We start from the raw sequence: 16,177 nt of genomic DNA on the forward strand, positions 1-16,177 counted from the left end.
GTCTCACTTCTACCCATCGACTTCAACGCGATAGTTGAGACCGACATCAGCATTCCGCCGAGGTCGGTCCGCAACTTACGACTTCGTCTCCAGGATGACCTCCAATTCAACCGGCGTGTCCATCGGCAACCTTGCAACGCCTATCACAAGTCGGGCTGACATCTTGTCCGGGCCAAACACCTTGTTGAACAGTTCAGAGGCACCGTCCGCCACCCTTGGCTGATCAACAAGATCGCCCGAGGTCGCAATATAGACGCCAAGCCTGACAACGCGTACGACCTTGTCAAGCGATCCTAGACTCTCTCTGGCAACAGCCAAGGCATTGAGAGCTGCGAGCTCCGCCGCCTCCCGGCCTGCCGCGCCGTCCAGCTCCTTGCCGATACGTCCAACAAATTTCGGCTTCTGGTTTTCGACGGGTAGCATGCCGGTGAGGAACAGCAGATTGCCGGTCTGCACTGCCGCGACGTACGCGCCGAAAGGCTTGGGTGCCTTCGGGAGTTGGATACCCAACTCCCGCAGGCTGACTTCCGCGCTTACCACCTTCCGGAATGCGCGCCGCCATCAACGTGCAGCGATTCCCCGGTAACATTCTGCGCTTCGGTCAGATAAACGATCGCATCGACGATATCCTTGACGCTGGAGACCGTGCCCAACGGGGCAAGAGTCTTCAGAAACTCGTGCGGGTCGTCCTTGTGCAGCGGCGTGTCCACCATGCCGGGCGCGACCGTGTTAAAGCGGATGCCCTGCTTCGCATATTCGACTGCCAGGTTGCGGGTCATGGCCTCCAAGCCGCCTTTGGTGATCATCGGCACCGAAACGGTTAGGCCTGCGATCGGGTTTTCGACCAGCGACGAGGTGACGCCAACGACGCTGCCGCCCGACTTCTGGGCCAGCATCTGCTTCACGGCATGCTGCGTGATGTAAAGATAGCCTTCCAGGTTGGTTGACGACAGCTTCTTCAGATCTTCACCCGTGTAATCGGTAAATGCCTTGGGAAAGAAGATGCCGGCATTGTTGACCAGCGCGTCGATCGAGCCGAACTTGCTGATTGCGGTCTGAGCAACCTTCGCGGCCACCGATGCATCACCGATATCGCCGTCAACCAGCGCGAGCTTGGCGGACGTCGGCAGTTCCTTTGACTTGCTCACGCTGCGAGATGTCGCGACGACGTTGTAGCCCTTGTCGAGGAAAGCCTTCACGACGCCGGCACCGATGCCCTGGGAAGCACCTGTTACGATAACTGTCTTACTCATGATATTCTCCGTTGGTTTGGGTTGATCGTCGGAAGGTCAGTCGCTTGAACCTTCCGCTCGAAACTTCACTGCGCCGCGACGATGTCCACGCGCACGTCGAGGCTGTTCCGCGTCGCATTCGAGTAGGGGCAGATCTGATGAGCCTTCTGCACCAGCGTCTCGGCATCAGCCTTTGCCAGCCCGGGCAGAAGAACCGCGAGGCCAACCTCAAGGCCGAAACCGCCCTCGGCGCGCGGACCAATTCCCACGGTTGCTTTGACGGTGGTATCGGCCGGCACCTTCGGGCCACCTTGTGTCGCGACGAACTGCATCGAGCTCAGAAAGCAGGCGGCATAACCCGCGGCAAACAACTGCTCCGGATTGGTGCCCGGGGCACCGTCGCCACCGAGCTCCTTGGGCCGGGTCAGGCTGACCTTCAGGTTTCCGTCGGGCGTCGCGGCATGACCGACACGGCCTCCCGTCGCTGTCGCATTGGTTCTGTATAGAACGTTGGTTGGCATGGCTTTCTCCTCTTCATGGGCTTGTTGTTCGCTGCTGGGAGGAGAATGGGCGGAGCCGGCCTGATTGATTAGGCGGAAATATCTGGAATTACATTTCCATTTATGGAAAAATCGCCGAAATGGCCGATTTGAATGACATTGCGGTATTCGTGAAGGTCGCGCAGCTCGGGAGCTTCAGCCGCGCTTCGCATGCTCTTGGCATGCCGGTTTCCACCGTGAGCCGGAAGGTATCTGCACTCGAATCGGAACTGGGTGTCACGCTGCTGCAAAGGACGACGCGAAAGCTCGCGCTTACGTCGCAAGGGCAGGATTATTTCCACCAATGTAGTGAGCCGCTGAACCTCTTATTCGACGCTGAGCGGGTTTTGACACAAACCCAGAGGAAGCCGGAGGGGGCACTCAAGATCTCCGTGCCCGTAGTCTTAGGGCAAGATCCATTTCTTGAGTTTATCTCCGATTTCCTGAAACTTTATCCGAGGATCAAGGTCGACCTTTTCATCACCAATCTGTTCCTGGATCTGATCGCGGAAAATGTCGATGTCGGCATTCGCTTTGGTGAACTGAAAGACTCGAGCTTGATTGCCAAGAAGCTTGGTAGCCAGGTTCGCTATGTCGTCGCCTCTCCTGAATATTTGAAGGATCGCAAGCCTCCAACCAAGCCCGCCGACCTCGGGCTACATCAGTGTGTCCTACTCAACGGCAAGAACAACGAAGCGGAGTGGGAATTGCTGAATGGACGCAAACGGGCGGAAATCCGGGTCGCGGGCCCTATTTCGAGTCGAGACTTCCAATCGGTCAGCACGTTTGTCTATCGAGGGCACGGCATCGGTCTTTTGCCCTCGACCTATTGCAACGACAAGATCGAAAAAGGCGAACTTGTGAGGTTGCTGCCCGACTGGGCCTCGAGGCAACTCGAAGTGCACGCCGTCTATCCCACAAGGAATTTCTTGCCTTCAAGGCTACACGTATTCCTTGAAGCGTTGAGGGCCTGGAAGAGCCCCTTGTGGACCTTACCTTAGACGAAACGAGCTACATACCGACGTTGCCGCGAGGGCAACCGAACTTTGCCGGTCTCCGGTAGCTCTAGCATCTGTCATGATGCAAAGGGTTCGGGCTCCATAGCAATCCAAACTCTCGATCTCCTGCATCGCTAGACCGGCGCCCTCCTGGAATAAGATCGCACCGACGTCTTCATGGCAACGACGTATCGTCCCGGCCTCGGTTGTGATTTCCTATCTTGATCTTAGACGGTATTTTTTACTCGCCAGGCCGAAATTCCTTTCGATAGGCGAATAGCGCCGGAATTCCGCCAGACATGATGAACAGCACATTTTGTCCAGGCGTGAGGGCTCCATTAGCAATGTCGTCCAGCAAGCCCGCGAAGGCCTTTCCCGAATAGACCGGGTCAAGGAGAAGGCCCTCCTGGCGAGCCATGAGCCGAACCGCCTTTTTCATGGCCTCTGTCGGAATGCCGTAACCCTCGCCAAGCTGTGCGCCGCTAATATTGACTTCGTCAGGGGAAACACCGGGAGATTCAAGCAGCGCCAACGTCGCGTTGATTTTTTCAAGTGTCCCGCGGCGAGCGTCCTCGACTCTTGCCAGCACCGCAAACGACTTGACTTTGGCTGCACCTGCGCCGAGGCCGGCGAAGCCCGCCGACAGGCCAGCATGCATCCCGCCACTGCCATTTGGTACGATTATGTGCTGAAAATGGATGTCCTGTGCAGCCGATTGTGCCGCAATTTCACTCGCGCATGCTGCGTAGCCAAGACACCCTACTGAGGACGACCCCCCAGTCGGAGCTACGTAGACCTTCCGGCCGCTCGCCCGGAGAACTTCTGCGCGCTCCTCGGCGACGGCCAGCGTGCTCACGTTACCGGCAACATCGTGAATTGTCGCGCCGAACAAATCATCGAGAATGATGTTACCATTCTCCGTATAGTCTTCGTCGTCACGCGCTACCACGCGCCCAAGAACCAATTCACAACGCAGTCCGTACCGAGCGGCAGCAGCAGCCGTCAGCCGCGCGTGGTTGGACTGTCGTCCGCCAACGGTGATGATGGTATCCGCGCCTTGTGCAATAGCATCGCCCAACAGGAATTCGAGCTTCCGCAACTTGTTGCCGCCTCCACCAAGGCCCATCACATCATCCCGCTTCACAAAGAGACCAATTCCGTTCAACTGCTCCCCTAGCGCAGCTTCAATTCGTCGAAGCCTCTGGATCGGAGTCGCAAGATCAAGTAGAGCGACGCGAGGCATACGCCGAAGATGCAAGTCGAGTGTCTCGGTCATGGAGGCGCCTACCTGGGGTAAAGTGATGGGAAAGGGAGAAACCGTTCAATATCGGCGTCTACTTCAACCCGAAGACCGCCACCTCCTGCTCAACGGCGAGGGAGCGGTTTAAGCAAGGACTTGGCCATCTCAGTGGCCTGATTGATGGCGTTTCGATCGCGGTAAACCCTCGAAACGACAAAGCCGCCCTGCACGACAGTTATGAGCATCAGCGCAAGCTCGTTGGCATCGAGGCGTTTCGCGATTTCTCCGTTGGCTTGAGCTTCACGAAGAGCTGCCGCAAGGAGCTGCTGCAGTTCGCGGAAATAACGTTCGACCGGTTTCCTCAACGAAGCCTCAGCGATGGACGACTCGCAAGCAAATCTACCCATCCTGCAACCCTTAAGCCCGTCGCGAGCAACGTCGAGAAAGCGGAAGACGCGATCCAACCCAGAACCATCCGTTCCGACGGTCTCGCGCGCGAACTCACACATTTCATCGGACACCTCACCCAGAGCCACCGACGCGAGGTCCAGCTTTCCCTTGAAGTGGTGATAGAGACTGCCTTGCCCTGCACCACTTTCCTCCAGCAAGTCGCGCGGACTTACGCCCTCGTAACCGCGCTCCCACATCAGTTTCTTGGCCGCCTTAACAAGCTCGCCCTTCGCCTTCATGACATCCTCATGATCGCGTCGAATCAACCGAACGTGATTGTATTCTGTAACTACTAGTATGTAAAGGCAACTGGCGATAATGGGGATCAGCCATGTTTTCTCAAGGCGCGCGGCCATGATGGTACTATTATGATGAAGCCCACGTCTCCCTTTCACGCCGGCGAGCAAACGATCCAAAGCCTTGCCGGCGTACGTGATCGCATGGAACTCAGAGGGCGCGCAGTCATCCGAGACTACATGCCGGAGCAGCATCGAGCGTTCTTCGCTGCGTTACCGTTTATGCTCGTGGGAATGGCGGACCAGAACGGACACCCCTGGGCGACCACTTTGTCTGGCGCTCCAGGGTTCATGAATTCTTCGGACGCGAACCTGCTTACCATCAAGTCATGGCCCGATCTGCGTGACCCCTTGCATTCGTGCATTCGAGATGGTGCTCCGGTCGGGGGCCTCGGAATCGAGCTTTCGACGCGTCGCCGAAACCGGGTCAACGGCCGCATCGAAAATTGCGTTATCGGCGAGTGTTTCTCGATCAGGGTTCAACAGAGCTTTGGAAATTGCCCGAAGTACATTCAGGCACGTAGCGAACGGTCGCAGATCTGCTCCAGGCTCGCGACCGAAACCCGAACAGCTTCCCATCTGGGCGATGACGAGGTCAGCTTCATTACCGAGGCCGATACTTTCTTTATTGCATCTCGGTCGCCGCAATTCGACCCGCAAGAATCCTCGCAAGGTCTCGACGTCTCCCACCGCGGCGGGCGTCCCGGCTTCGTGCGAGTGATATCGCCAAACGAACTTAGCTTCCCGGATTATAGCGGCAACCTGCTCTTCAATACGCTCGGCAATCTGGAAACGGACGCCCGCGCCGGGCTTCTGTTCATCGACTTCCAGAGCGGTCGGATGCTGCACGTCATCGGGAGAGCCAGGATCTGCTGGGACGTTTCGGAGACGATGCGGTCCGCTGGGATTGAGAGGCTCATCTTTCTCGACATCCAATGCGTCTTGAACCGCGAGCATGCATTTCCGCATTTGTTCGACTTTGTCAGCTACTCGCCGCATCTGGGGACGGAGGGTTAGGATACCAAAATTCCCCAATAAGAAGTTTGCGATCGCTTGACACGAGATGCCGGCTTCGGCCGGCGGACCGCGAATGGCCGTCTTCGCAGAAAACGTAAGGAGACAGCGATGCTAAATCTAACCCGCCGGAACGCTCTGTTGACGGCAGCAGTTGCAGGAGCAGCGTTCGGCCTGCCCAAACCAGTCTCGTTCATCGAGGCTGCGCTCGCCCAGAAGGGACCGGAAGCCGGCAAGGGGTTTCGCCCATTTAAGTTCGGTAAGGTCGAGGGGTTCATCTTAAACGATGGCGTTTGGGAGAAACCTCACGATCCCTCGTTTATCAAGGATGTGTCCGTTGACGAAACCAAAGCCGCGCTGGCGGCCGCTGGAATCGCGAATGAAGTCGTGCCTATTCCATTCAATGTCACCTTGGTCAAGCTCGGCAACGAAACGGTTCTGTTCGATGCCGGCACGGGCGGTCAGTTTCAACCCACAGCCGGAGCGATGATCGCCAATATGGCGGCAGCCGGTATCAAGCCGGAACAGATCACGAAGGTGATCGTTTCGCATTTCCATCCGGACCACGTTTTCGGGCTTATGAGCAAAGCTCCAGATAACACGCCGACTTTCCCGAACGCCGTGGTTTACGTGCCAAGCAACGAGTATAAGTTCTGGATGGATGAAAGCATCTTCACCAAGCTTCCTGAGAAGCAGCATGGCCTGCCCAAAAGACTTCAGGCGATGTTCCCACTCCTGAAGGACAAGTTGAAGCAATACGAGTGGGATACGGAGGTTATTCCGGGCATCCGCTCGATCGCGGCACCAGGCCACACGCCGGGCCACACCGCATTCCATGTCGCATCAGGTAGCGAGCAGCTCATGGTGCTGAGTGACACGACGAACATGCCCGCCCTGTTCGCGAAGCACCCGAACTGGCACGGCGCAATCGATGCTAACCCGGTGCTTGCGGAAGCGACGCGGCGCAAGCTGTTCGATCGTGTCGTAGCCGATAATGCGCTCGTTACCGGCTACCATTTCCCGTTCCCGGCCGTTGGTAAGATTGTGACGGACGGCGCGGGTTATACTTTCGTGCCCGTTGCATAACCAAGCACGACGTGGACGGAGGCGGCCATCGACTCTCAATCGGTGGCCGTTTCGGTACAGCATCTTTTGTATTCTCGAGGCGAGCTTGCTCGGACACCAGAAATCGTATGTCGCCCGTACTGCAGTTCCACGAAGGAGGAGCATATCGACTTTCGGAGCTTCTTGCCGCAAGAAGCGACATTCGCCGGCGTTGCTCCGCAGGCCACCTCAAACGGGGCAAACTAGCTGCTCGCGAGCGACCTATCAGTTCGGCAACCATGAGAGCACACATGCACGCCCTATGCGTGAGCCTCAAAGCCAGAGCTCTGAGAGCCCTGGATGGTCCACGGGACGCGGTCGTGAACGATCCCAATGGAATTTGCGCTCAGATTCTCTGATCGGGAGATCATTGATGCAAGCAAAGCGCTTTTCCATCAATCCATTGGCGGCGAACTCCCAGTTTTCATTCCCGTACGAACGAAACCAGTTTTCGCTATCGTCATGCCATTCGTAGGCAAACCGCACAGCGATCCGATTCTCCGTGAATGCCCAGAGTTCCTTAATCAGGTGGTAATCGAGCTCCTTCGTCCATTTGCGCCTAAGGAACGCGACTATCTCGGAGCGACCTCGGACAAACTCCGATCGGTTTCGCCAGTAACTGCCCGGAGTATAGGCGAGCGCGACCCGTTCAGGATCGCAGGAATTCCAACCGTCTTCGGCGCCTCGCACTTTTTGCGTGGCACTTTCACGAGTAAAAGGTGGAAATGGCGGGCGGGTCTCAGTCACGACGAATTCCTCGTTTTAGGGTTAGATTGAACAAAACGACGCAAGCTTGCTCGAGAAACTTGCGAAGGGCCCTACTCGCTGCGCGGCTATGATCGCCATGCCTGTTCGGCTTATTTCACCAATGGCTCGTGGACGGTTGGCACACCGTCTAGCCCCAAGATCGACGATAACGCCCCCGCGACGCGCACGAGGCTGGATCACCGTGTCGTGCTGGTTGCTTAACTAGCCGCAGCGACCGTGTCGCCGATGCGCAACACTCCTCCTTCGATCACGGTAAGATAAATACCGAGATGAATGTGACCGAAAAAACGCATTAGCTCGCGCGGGACATTGATGTCCCGGGTTGCGCTGTCGGGATTGACCTCAGTGGCTGGACAACGGCGGGTCAGCCGCATGCCCCGACACCGAACGGCACCCAGCATTAGCTCGTGGTTGAGCCACTCGTTCTCCACCCACGGATCGAGTCCCTCGACGAGAACATTCGCCCGGAACCTGCGCGGATCGAGCCGTTCGCCGATGCGCGCTTCGAGGTCCCTAACCGAAGCCAGGTTAAGCACCGATATAGCGTTCATGAGCTCGGACGAGTGCACCCCGACGTCGGTGAAGCAATGATTGGCCGCAGTGACGAGTCGCGGTTTCGATGATTTTTGATCTTCGGGAAGAAATCGTGCGAAGAACGCTGCGATCGCGGCGCGACCCTCGGCGCAGTGGACATTTGCCGACAATCTTTCCGTGCCGTCGATCACCGACAACAATCCGGTGCTGCCGTCGTAAGATGTGTTCAACCGCGCCAAAGCTTCCTGGCGTGCCAGCACCATGAACTCGAATTTGCTTAGCGGCTGAGGATTTCTTTCGTCAAACACGGTCGCGGGCAGCGCCAACGCAAACGCCCTGTCGCCTGACACACCTCGACCAGCTTGCAATGCCGCCGAGTTGAGGGGCTCATATGAGAGCCCCTTGATCGGGTATCTAGACAATCCTGAAACCTGAGCTGGCATGACGTCCACTTCGTCGCAGGGGGAGCTATGCAGTGACGTATCTTGCCAATTCGGTGAGCGTCGTCCCGATGGCATCAGGCCTCACACCCAACTCCTCAATGGGCGCGTTCACGTGATTGACCCAGAAGGTATTGAGGCCGAACGATTTGGCACCTGCTGCGTCCCACCCGCCGAACGCCGCAAACACGATATTTTCGCGCGACAAATTGAACACAACCTCGGCCATCTGATAGGCGCGCGGGTCCGGCTTGTAAGCCTTCACGCGATCAGTGCTCAAAATGTGCTCGAATAGATCGAGGATGCCGGCGCTCTGGCTCATTTCCGTTAGCATCTTGGGAGTCAGATTCGAGACGTAAGCCAGTCGGATCCCTGCTTGCCGCATCGATTTAAGCGCCTCGACCGCCTCTGGCCAAGGTTTCACGCGAAGGAAGGCATCCATGAATTTGTCGCGCGCGTCCGGCTTGAGCTCGATCTTCGCAGCCTTGAACGCGAACACCAACGCATCGTCCAGGATGTGCCAAAAATCCACATAAGTCTGGTTGAGTGTCCTGAGCCAGCAATACTCGAAGATTCGCGTGCGCCAAGCACTGGCCAACTGAGTACCTTTGCCGGGAAAGATTTCATCAATTACCGCGTCAACCGAGAGCGGATTGAATATCGTGAACGCATCGAATCCGATCGCCTTGGTTTTACCCACCGCCGTCTGCGCAAATGCGTCCGTGCCAAACACCTGCGCGGCTCCCCCTGCTGCAGCGGCCGCGCCGGTCATCCGCAACAAGTCACGGCGGGTCGTTGTTTTGGGCTGAATCTGACGGATCATCCGAGTTTCCATGGTTGCTCAGTCTTTGGTGGCCAGTGCGGGGCACGCCGAAAATAGGTCGGCGCGCCTGTCCGTTGTGCCTCGCTTGTCGTTCATGGTGTTGAACGCGAATACGCGCACAGTCAGCTCCAGATAAGGGATTGCTTGGGCATCTCCCAAGCTAGGTTAAATCGTACATACTAGTTGGTACAATGCAAGTAAGAACTTTGTGTGGCGCGCTCGACGGCGAGCACTATTTGGAAGCCATATCCGACAGCCGCTTTGTGAGTGGCGGAGGATCTTCCGCGGTCCGAAGCGGTCTCTCGCCCGCCGATCGGCATCAGCGGGCTCCCTAGGCCGATTAACCCCGCTCGGGGTGCTCCGGCGTTGACCAACGGACCGGCATTCAGCCGTGATACGCAAACAGCTCGATTGGATCACTGAAGCCGCGCACCGGATATTCGCCGACGCGTTCGAGGTCGAAATCGCTGTTGACGAAGTCCGCGAACGCGCGGGACAGCAGCACCGTTCGCCCCAGTTGTTTGGTGAGGGTTTCGAGACGCGAAGCCATGTTGACCGCCGGGCCGATCACCGTGAAGTCGAGCCGGGTCTGTGACCCGATATTGCCGTACATGACGTCGCCGACATGGATGCCGATGCCGTAATTGAGCGGCTCACGGCCGGTTTCGCCGTTCTTTTCGTTCAAGGCAATCATGGCCTGGCGGGCCTCAGCCACGGCATGCAGCAGATTTGCACAGGCCGACGGGTTGCTGAGCGGAAAGATGGCGAGCAAACCGTCTCCTATGAATTTCAGTATTTCCCCGCCATGTCGTGCAATCGGCTCCGACATCGCGTCAAAATAGCCGTTCAGAAGGTCAATCACCTCATCGCGCGGCCAGTTGTCGGAGATCCGGGTGAAATCACGAAGATCACAGATCATGATGGCGGCGCGTACCGTCGTTCCGCTTCCGCGCCTGGTGGCACCAGCCAGAACGAGTTCGCTGGCGTGCGACCCGACATAGGTTTCGAGCAGCGTTCGCGCCAGCCGGTTCTTCATACGGATTTCGCTGACCAACGCCAGAACAGGCAACAGCCTTAACAGGCCGGCGATATGCGCGTCGTCGAAACCTCCGGGCTGGTCGGTTGCAAAGGTCACAATATGCCGCTTGCCCAATGTATGGTACAGCGGCCACGCCACATAGTCAGTGAGGCCTTTCGCCCGCATCCTATCATAGAAGACGTGCTTGCGACTCAACGCGGGGGCGCGCTCCAGATCCTCGCGCACCTCGGCGGCCCCGTCATGGAGTTCGTTTGCGGGACTGTCGATGTAGTCGGAGCGCTCCCTGACATCGTAGTCGACTCTCCTAAGCTCGGCTTCGCGCATCCCGTCGGCCCACATGATCCGGGAGCCGAGCCACTGCGGATGGACAATCATGAGATGAAGCGTCGCCCGTTTGACCGGAACGCCCGCTCGCTGGAGCCGAAGGCACAGCTCAGCGAAAATATTGTCGAGGAAACGCTCGTCGCGCGTGTCGTTTGTCAGCCAGTGCAGAACATCGCCGTCAGCATGTGCGGTGACGTGATCGATGTTTGGCGGCGCATTCATATCTTGCTCCTGAGCGGTGACCTGGATCCGCCGCGACGGGCCAGAAGTCACGAAAAATCGCCCTGCTTGTGACGGGGCTGCGGCGCCGCTTGGACCCAACCGCGCGGCGCCGCACTACGTAACGCGAGCTAACTCACGAACGGCGCGGCAGGAAGTCGACGACAAGTTTTGTCGTCGCGGCCGGTTGTTCTTCCGTGATCCAGTGCCCGCAATCCGGGATCGTCACAACTTCGACATTATCGGCGACACCCCGGATCACCTCGCCGATCATAGGAGCGAATGTAGCTTCGCCACCCAGGGCCAGGACCGGCATCTGAAGCTTACCCTTCGCAAGGAACGCCTTGTTGTCGATCGCATCCTGGCTGAACGACAGGAACTGGGCAAAGCCCGCTCGCATTGCGCCGGGTTGCGCATAGAGCGCGGCGTAGTGCTGGCGCTTCGCTTCATCAAACCGCTCCGGGTGCCGGGAAAGTTCGTTCCAGAAGCGGTCGAGATAGATACGCTCGCGGCCGGCGACCAGGCGCTCCATGTCCTTACCACCGAAGCCAAAGTGCCACATGGCCGGCTCCTGGAGGATTTTCTCCCAGGGGCCGATGCCGGGCAGCGGCGCATCGATCGCCACCCATCGGGTCACGCGCTCGGGGTGCGTGGCGGCAATTGCGTAGCCGACCATAATGCCGATGTCGTGCGTCACCAATTCGAACGTACGCACACCCAGGACATCCAGGACGCCCACCACGTCCACCGCCAGATTCTTCTTCTCATAGCCGCCATCGGGCTTCGACGAGAGGCCAGACCCACGCAGGTCGGGCACGATAATCGTGCGGTCTTCGATCAGTGCGCTCGCCAGATGACCCCACATGTCGCCCGATGTGCCGAAGCCGTGCACCAGGACCACCGCCGGGCCTTGACCGCCGACCCGCACATGGATGGATGTACCGTTGGTTTCGATCGTCCGCGTCTGCATCGCAGCCGGAAAGGGATGAATCCCATCTACTTGGACATGCTCGCTCATCTGTTTGCTCCTGGTTTGGGCGCGTGCCGCGCCCGTTAGTGTGAACTCGGCCACCGCGCCCAGGCCGATAGCGGTCGTGCTCAGAAAGTCGCGGCGAGAGAGGTTCAGATGCTTGATCATGCGAATTCCTCCTGTGCGGATCGCGGTCGGCATGTACGGGCAAAGAGCCGAGCCGAAGCCGGGATCGAGTCTCGGACTATCGGTGGTTGAGGCCGGGCGCGGCATCGGCTCAATTCTTTTTATATCGATCGTCACAAAACGCGCAATAGATTTTTTGACGATCGTAACAAAACAGGGTTAAGTTATTCGCTCTTCTCATAAACCGACGGATCTACATGGCCAGGCCCAGGGAATTCGATGAAGACACGGTGCTCGAAGCCGCAACGCAGCGCTTCTGGACGAACGGCTATGAGGCGACATCGATGCGCGACCTCGCCGACCGCACCGGAATGACCACGCCGAGCCTCTACAATGCGTTCGGTGACAAGAGAGCTATCTACCGCCTCGTGCTCGATCGGTATGTACGTCGGGCGCTCGAATCCTGCTCTGCGATTTTCGGGGACGATGACCCGCCCTTACGCGCACTGGAGCGGTACTTCGACGCTCTCATAGAGGAGACGCGGGCCGACGCCCTGCAGAAGGGATGCTTCGTCGTCAACACCGCGCTTGAGGTCGCCCCGCATGACGCTGACTTCCGTGATCTGGTTACGAACGTCTTCGGCCGAATCGAGAAGTACATGCGCGATTGCATCGTCCGCGGCCAGTCAGACGGGACAATTCGAACCAAACTGCCGGCTGCTGACCTGGCCCGCCTCTTCCTCGGCGCAACGCTAGGCATCCGCGTGCTGGCGCGGACCAGCGCGGAACGCGAGCTCCTGACCGGTGTCGTCCGCCCACTGTTCGCGCTGCTAAGGACAAAGTGAAAGGTTGAACGACGAGCGCTGACCCGCGGTGGCAGACGATGCCGCCATGTCGTCGTCGCGCATGTCCGCGGTGAAGTCATGTCGGAGCTGATGCGGCACCGATCTCCGCCAGGAAAAACTCGACTCGAAACCACGCTGCATGAGCGACATTGCATTTCTTGCGCAACCGCGCGTTCGCGACGGCATTTCAATTGTCCCGCTATGGTCGGTCGATAGTGTCTGGGCGATCGGCAAGGATTGCCCGTTCAAGGGCTCGCTGGTGACGCCCGACGTGCTGGTCGATGTGCCCATCTACACGACGGCGCCGCCGTCCGGACTGTTCACGAACATGATGGCCTGGTTTGGTGCGCGCGCAGTCAAGCCCGGCAGAGTCGTCACATGCGACACGATCGCGATCATCGCGCGTCTTGCCAGCGCCCGCGGAGGAGCAGCTCTTGTGCCGCAGGCGATGGTCTCGGCCTTCGGCGACGAGCTCGGGCTGCGCATTCCGGACGCCGATCCGCCGCTGCCCCCGCTCAACATCTGCGCGATGTGGTGGGACGATGCTGGCGGCATCGAATGCGCCTACATGGCCAATCTGGCGCGGCAGCTCGGTGCAGCACTGTCCGGTGGCAGGCTTGGTGCGCCCATCGCAGCCGAGACGTGATGAGGGATCGACGATCAGGCGCAGGATCTCGTTCTCGCGGCTCATCTCGCCCGAGCTTTGCTTCAGCTCTCCCTCTTGTCCAAGAGGGCGCAGGGAAGGCCGGGTGCTGACCTCGCACCCGCGGTCTGCTGCGCGAAATGTGTAGCGCAAAAAGACCGCACAGCAGCATACAGGTGGTGCCAATCACTCGGCCTTCCCTGCGCAGGGGACAGTCACGGAGCAAAAAATCTAAATATATCAATGCGGTGATGCCGGCGTGTCTAAATTTGTGTCGCGAAACGACTGGCGCGCGAACAAGGCACTTCACATGAATTTCTGTGGAACCCGGTGGAGTTTTAGCGGGCCCGCTCTGCTAAGTTGCAAACGGCTGACAGACCCACAACAAGGGGTCGGCAGACAGGGGGGCAAATGAAGGCGCTTCGGATCGCCTAGGCCTTTCGTTACACAACCCAGCCCGGCCGCTTCAACGTTTTGGTGGGCGAGGTCGGCAGGACGCACTTGATGCGACCGACGTGGCTCGCAGCCGGGTCGAACTTCGGATGATATGGCGATGGCTTGTTGCGATCATATGGCGGCGGCGTGATGCCCATCGATACTGGCGGCGGCGCGATCGAGCGCAGACGGACAATCGCGCTGCCTGGTGCCATTCACCAGCTTCAGCGAGTTCAACAAGGCCGAAGGCGGCGACATCTGGTTCGCGCTCGACGAAACCCGCCCGCTCGCCTGCTTCGCCGGCATCTGGGCAAACTGGACCTCGGTGCGAAAGGTCAAGGAAGGCGAGACGACCAACGACCTCTATGGATTTCTAACCACCAAACCAAACGCTGAGGTAGACGCCATCCACCCGAAAGCCATGCCCGTTATCTTGACGACGCCGGATGAAGTTGAGACCTGGAGAACGCGCCTTGGGATGAAGCCAAACAACTTCAGCGTGCACTTGCAGACGGCGCATTGCGAATCGTGGCACGTGGCGTGAAAGAAGATCAGGAGCTACATGAAACACGCTGAAGCCCGCCCCTACGCTGAACCGGAAGCCGCCGCACGAAAGCTCGTCGAGCTTGCCGGAAGCGTCCAAGTGATCAACGACCGCATCCACATCGAGAAGATCAACGGCCCGTTCCTTTCCAAGATCGGCTGCAATGCGAGCGGGTCGGAGTTTGGTGCCGGCATCAGACATGCGATCGAGAAAGGATGGCTCGAGCTGCACGAAAGCGGCACCTATGTGCGGCTGCTGCCGTCAGGTGCCGACCTGTTTCCGCGTCATTAGCGTCAGCATTAACGCCACACTATTTTCATTTTTTGGCGGAAACAAATTGGTGTCGTCGCTTCATTTTGAGGACCGCATTCATGACAAAGGAAAATTGCTTAGTTGTTCACGCGGCTGGAAGACAATTGGATCTGCTGCGCGGAGAGGCTGCTCGCATTGCGAAGGGCAGCAAATTGGGGTGGTGGACTGATCGCGCAGACATCGGCACTCGCTTCTGCTTTGAGGATGCAAAGGCGAAGGAAGCCTTCGCGTTGACCTGCGACAACTTCGGCATTCGGCGCCGGGACGGCTAGAACGATGCCTGCCGGCTCTTACGTTAGCTTGATGGTGTCGACCCGTTGGCATGGCCGACACAAGTAAGCGTGTACCGCGGGCAGGCTAGCAATCTTCGGAAGTGTAGCGAGATATACCATCTGTCGCCTGCATTCTTGGCAGATGAGGACGGGTGGATTTTCCTTGTTGCGGCGGCTCGTCATTTCACGCTCACTCAGAGCGCGGCAACATAGTTTTTGGTGACGCCTAGCACACCCCCGTTGAAATACCGAGCCCTATCGAAATTCGGCAGCCTTAACGTGAGGCTCTTCGCGCAAGAGCCGCAACTCAGCCTTGGACGTGAGAGCCAGTTCACACGCGCCGCCGGGCGAAGGCCGTTAGGATACCGGCACCAACTTCGCCCGAGGGATCAACCGATGGATGCAGAGGCCAGGATAGCGTCGCGTGCAGTCCGCTCGACTGACGGCGCGGAGGAATTCAAGACCATCGCGATCTTTTGCGGCTTGGGACTGCTGCTCTCGCTTGTCGCGGCCATGCTCTACGGCCTAGATTTCACTGCCTTCTGATGCGCTTACCGCCTTCAGGATGCGGTCGATCGAGCCCGCTCACGTCCTTCGCGGCGGCGCTCGCGACGTTCCCGACGTCGCTTCGCCCGCTCCGCGAGCGGCGGCAGTGGCGGTACCGTCGTCGCATAGACTGTCTCGGCCGGAACCACCACGAGCGGTTGGTCGATCAAAGTGCGCGCCTCCATGAACTCAAGCACGGCCCGCCCCTTGTCGGTGATCTTCCACCCGCCGCTTTCGCGATCGACCAGACCTTGCGAAAAGATGTCGAGCTCAGGTACGCGCGCAGCCAGCCGCTTGGTCCGGTCGGACCAGTCCCGGCCGCTGGTCGCCAAGATCGCCATGTCGCGCTTGATGTCGTCCATCGGGGCGAAGCCACCGGGATAAGACACCAAGACCTTCAACACCGTGACTTGAAAGTTCACCGCCGCGCCTCGCTTTCGGCGCCACATGATCGGCGCTCCGGA

The 16,177-nt window shown here is 58.6% G+C and carries 20 protein-coding genes and 1 pseudogene; 9 read left to right on the plus strand and 12 right to left on the minus strand.

The window, feature by feature from the left end; translation table 11 throughout:
* Nucleotides 1-75: 75 nt before the first annotated feature.
* From FXB40_RS33890 to FXB40_RS33900, 3 genes are all read right to left on the minus strand, one after another.
* Entirely contained in the window at nt 76-510 is a 435-nt protein-coding gene (locus FXB40_RS33890) for a RidA family protein (RefSeq protein WP_246208137.1), read from the minus strand.
* A 23-nt stretch (nt 511-533) separates the two neighbouring features.
* Complete coding sequence (locus FXB40_RS33895) at nt 534-1,253, minus strand: SDR family NAD(P)-dependent oxidoreductase (RefSeq protein WP_148776631.1); 720 nt, start codon at nt 1,251-1,253, stop codon at nt 534-536.
* 65 nt (nt 1,254-1,318) lie between these two features.
* On the minus strand, nt 1,319-1,753 hold the full coding sequence (locus FXB40_RS33900; protein WP_148776632.1) for an organic hydroperoxide resistance protein: 435 nt from the start codon (nt 1,751-1,753) through the stop codon (nt 1,319-1,321).
* A 119-nt stretch (nt 1,754-1,872) separates the two neighbouring features.
* Between FXB40_RS33900 and FXB40_RS33905 the strand changes: the two genes are divergently transcribed.
* Nucleotides 1,873-2,772 (plus strand): LysR family transcriptional regulator, encoded by a 900-nt coding sequence (locus FXB40_RS33905; RefSeq protein ID WP_148776633.1) that lies wholly within the window; start codon nt 1,873-1,875, stop codon nt 2,770-2,772.
* A gap of 238 nt (nt 2,773-3,010) precedes the next feature.
* Here the strand turns inward: FXB40_RS33905 and FXB40_RS33910 are convergent, their stop codons facing one another.
* Entirely contained in the window at nt 3,011-4,045 is a 1,035-nt protein-coding gene (locus FXB40_RS33910; RefSeq protein WP_148776634.1) for a D-cysteine desulfhydrase family protein, read from the minus strand.
* A gap of 89 nt (nt 4,046-4,134) precedes the next feature.
* Complete coding sequence (locus tag FXB40_RS33915) at nt 4,135-4,698, minus strand: TetR/AcrR family transcriptional regulator (protein ID WP_187437328.1); 564 nt, start codon at nt 4,696-4,698, stop codon at nt 4,135-4,137.
* Between the two features lie 129 nt (nt 4,699-4,827).
* Here FXB40_RS33915 and FXB40_RS33920 point away from each other — a divergent pair, with 129 nt between their 5' ends.
* Together FXB40_RS33920 and FXB40_RS33925 are read left to right on the plus strand one after the other, a co-directional pair.
* On the plus strand, nt 4,828-5,772 hold the full coding sequence (locus FXB40_RS33920) for a pyridoxamine 5'-phosphate oxidase family protein (protein ID WP_148776636.1): 945 nt from the start codon (nt 4,828-4,830) through the stop codon (nt 5,770-5,772).
* Between the two features lie 138 nt (nt 5,773-5,910).
* Nucleotides 5,911-6,855, plus strand: coding sequence for an MBL fold metallo-hydrolase (locus FXB40_RS33925; RefSeq protein WP_246208140.1), 945 nt, complete (start codon nt 5,911-5,913; stop codon nt 6,853-6,855).
* 291 nt (nt 6,856-7,146) lie between these two features.
* On the opposite strand, the gene FXB40_RS33930 is transcribed toward FXB40_RS33925, so the two are convergent.
* The 5 genes from FXB40_RS33930 to FXB40_RS33950 form a co-directional block, all read right to left on the minus strand.
* Nucleotides 7,147-7,620, minus strand: coding sequence for a nuclear transport factor 2 family protein (locus FXB40_RS33930; protein WP_148776638.1), 474 nt, complete (start codon nt 7,618-7,620; stop codon nt 7,147-7,149).
* Nucleotides 7,621-7,838: 218 nt separating this feature from the next.
* Nucleotides 7,839-8,618 (minus strand): MOSC domain-containing protein, encoded by a 780-nt coding sequence (locus FXB40_RS33935; protein WP_148776639.1) that lies wholly within the window; start codon nt 8,616-8,618, stop codon nt 7,839-7,841.
* A gap of 25 nt (nt 8,619-8,643) precedes the next feature.
* Nucleotides 8,644-9,438: a haloacid dehalogenase type II gene (locus FXB40_RS33940; RefSeq protein WP_210352206.1), complete on the minus strand. Its 795-nt coding sequence runs from the start codon at nt 9,436-9,438 to the stop codon at nt 8,644-8,646.
* A 385-nt stretch (nt 9,439-9,823) separates the two neighbouring features.
* Nucleotides 9,824-11,023 (minus strand): adenylate/guanylate cyclase domain-containing protein, encoded by a 1,200-nt coding sequence (locus FXB40_RS33945; RefSeq protein ID WP_148776640.1) that lies wholly within the window; start codon nt 11,021-11,023, stop codon nt 9,824-9,826.
* Between the two features lie 133 nt (nt 11,024-11,156).
* Nucleotides 11,157-12,158, minus strand: coding sequence for an alpha/beta fold hydrolase (locus tag FXB40_RS33950; protein WP_430648171.1), 1,002 nt, complete (start codon nt 12,156-12,158; stop codon nt 11,157-11,159).
* Nucleotides 12,159-12,406: 248 nt separating this feature from the next.
* Between FXB40_RS33950 and FXB40_RS33955 the strand changes: the two genes are divergently transcribed.
* Together FXB40_RS33955 and FXB40_RS33960 are read left to right on the plus strand one after the other, a co-directional pair.
* A complete protein-coding gene (locus FXB40_RS33955) occupies nt 12,407-12,961 on the plus strand; it encodes a TetR/AcrR family transcriptional regulator (protein ID WP_347339792.1) in 555 nt (184 codons plus the stop codon).
* Between the two features lie 139 nt (nt 12,962-13,100).
* Nucleotides 13,101-13,607: a substrate-binding domain-containing protein gene (locus FXB40_RS33960; protein WP_148776642.1), complete on the plus strand. Its 507-nt coding sequence runs from the start codon at nt 13,101-13,103 to the stop codon at nt 13,605-13,607.
* A 440-nt stretch (nt 13,608-14,047) separates the two neighbouring features.
* Here FXB40_RS33960 and FXB40_RS33970 read toward each other — a convergent pair whose 3' ends face one another.
* Nucleotides 14,048-14,254: a hypothetical protein gene (locus FXB40_RS33970; RefSeq protein WP_148776643.1), complete on the minus strand. Its 207-nt coding sequence runs from the start codon at nt 14,252-14,254 to the stop codon at nt 14,048-14,050.
* Between FXB40_RS33970 and FXB40_RS33975 the strand changes: the two are divergent.
* From FXB40_RS33975 to FXB40_RS48275, 4 genes and pseudogenes are all read left to right on the plus strand, one after another.
* Nucleotides 14,233-14,615: pseudogene (locus tag FXB40_RS33975) on the plus strand (SOS response-associated peptidase family protein); the annotation flags it as partial. The gene FXB40_RS33970 and the pseudogene FXB40_RS33975 sit on opposite strands and share 22 nt — an antisense overlap.
* On the plus strand, nt 14,602-14,874 hold the full coding sequence (locus FXB40_RS33980) for a hypothetical protein (protein WP_148776644.1): 273 nt from the start codon (nt 14,602-14,604) through the stop codon (nt 14,872-14,874). The pseudogene FXB40_RS33975 and the gene FXB40_RS33980, both read left to right, overlap by 14 nt.
* An 80-nt stretch (nt 14,875-14,954) precedes the next feature.
* Entirely contained in the window at nt 14,955-15,167 is a 213-nt protein-coding gene (locus tag FXB40_RS33985; RefSeq protein WP_148776645.1) for a hypothetical protein, read from the plus strand.
* A 396-nt stretch (nt 15,168-15,563) separates the two neighbouring features.
* Nucleotides 15,564-15,713, plus strand: coding sequence for a hypothetical protein (locus tag FXB40_RS48275; protein ID WP_187437329.1), 150 nt, complete (start codon nt 15,564-15,566; stop codon nt 15,711-15,713).
* A gap of 14 nt (nt 15,714-15,727) precedes the next feature.
* On the opposite strand, the gene FXB40_RS33990 is transcribed toward FXB40_RS48275, so the two are convergent.
* Nucleotides 15,728-16,135 (minus strand): hypothetical protein, encoded by a 408-nt coding sequence (locus FXB40_RS33990; protein WP_148776686.1) that lies wholly within the window; start codon nt 16,133-16,135, stop codon nt 15,728-15,730.
* Nucleotides 16,136-16,177: the final 42 nt, after the last annotated feature.

This window comes from Bradyrhizobium rifense (genome assembly GCF_008123425.1).
In the GTDB taxonomy this organism is placed as follows: Bacteria; Pseudomonadota; Alphaproteobacteria; order Rhizobiales; family Xanthobacteraceae; genus Bradyrhizobium; species Bradyrhizobium rifense.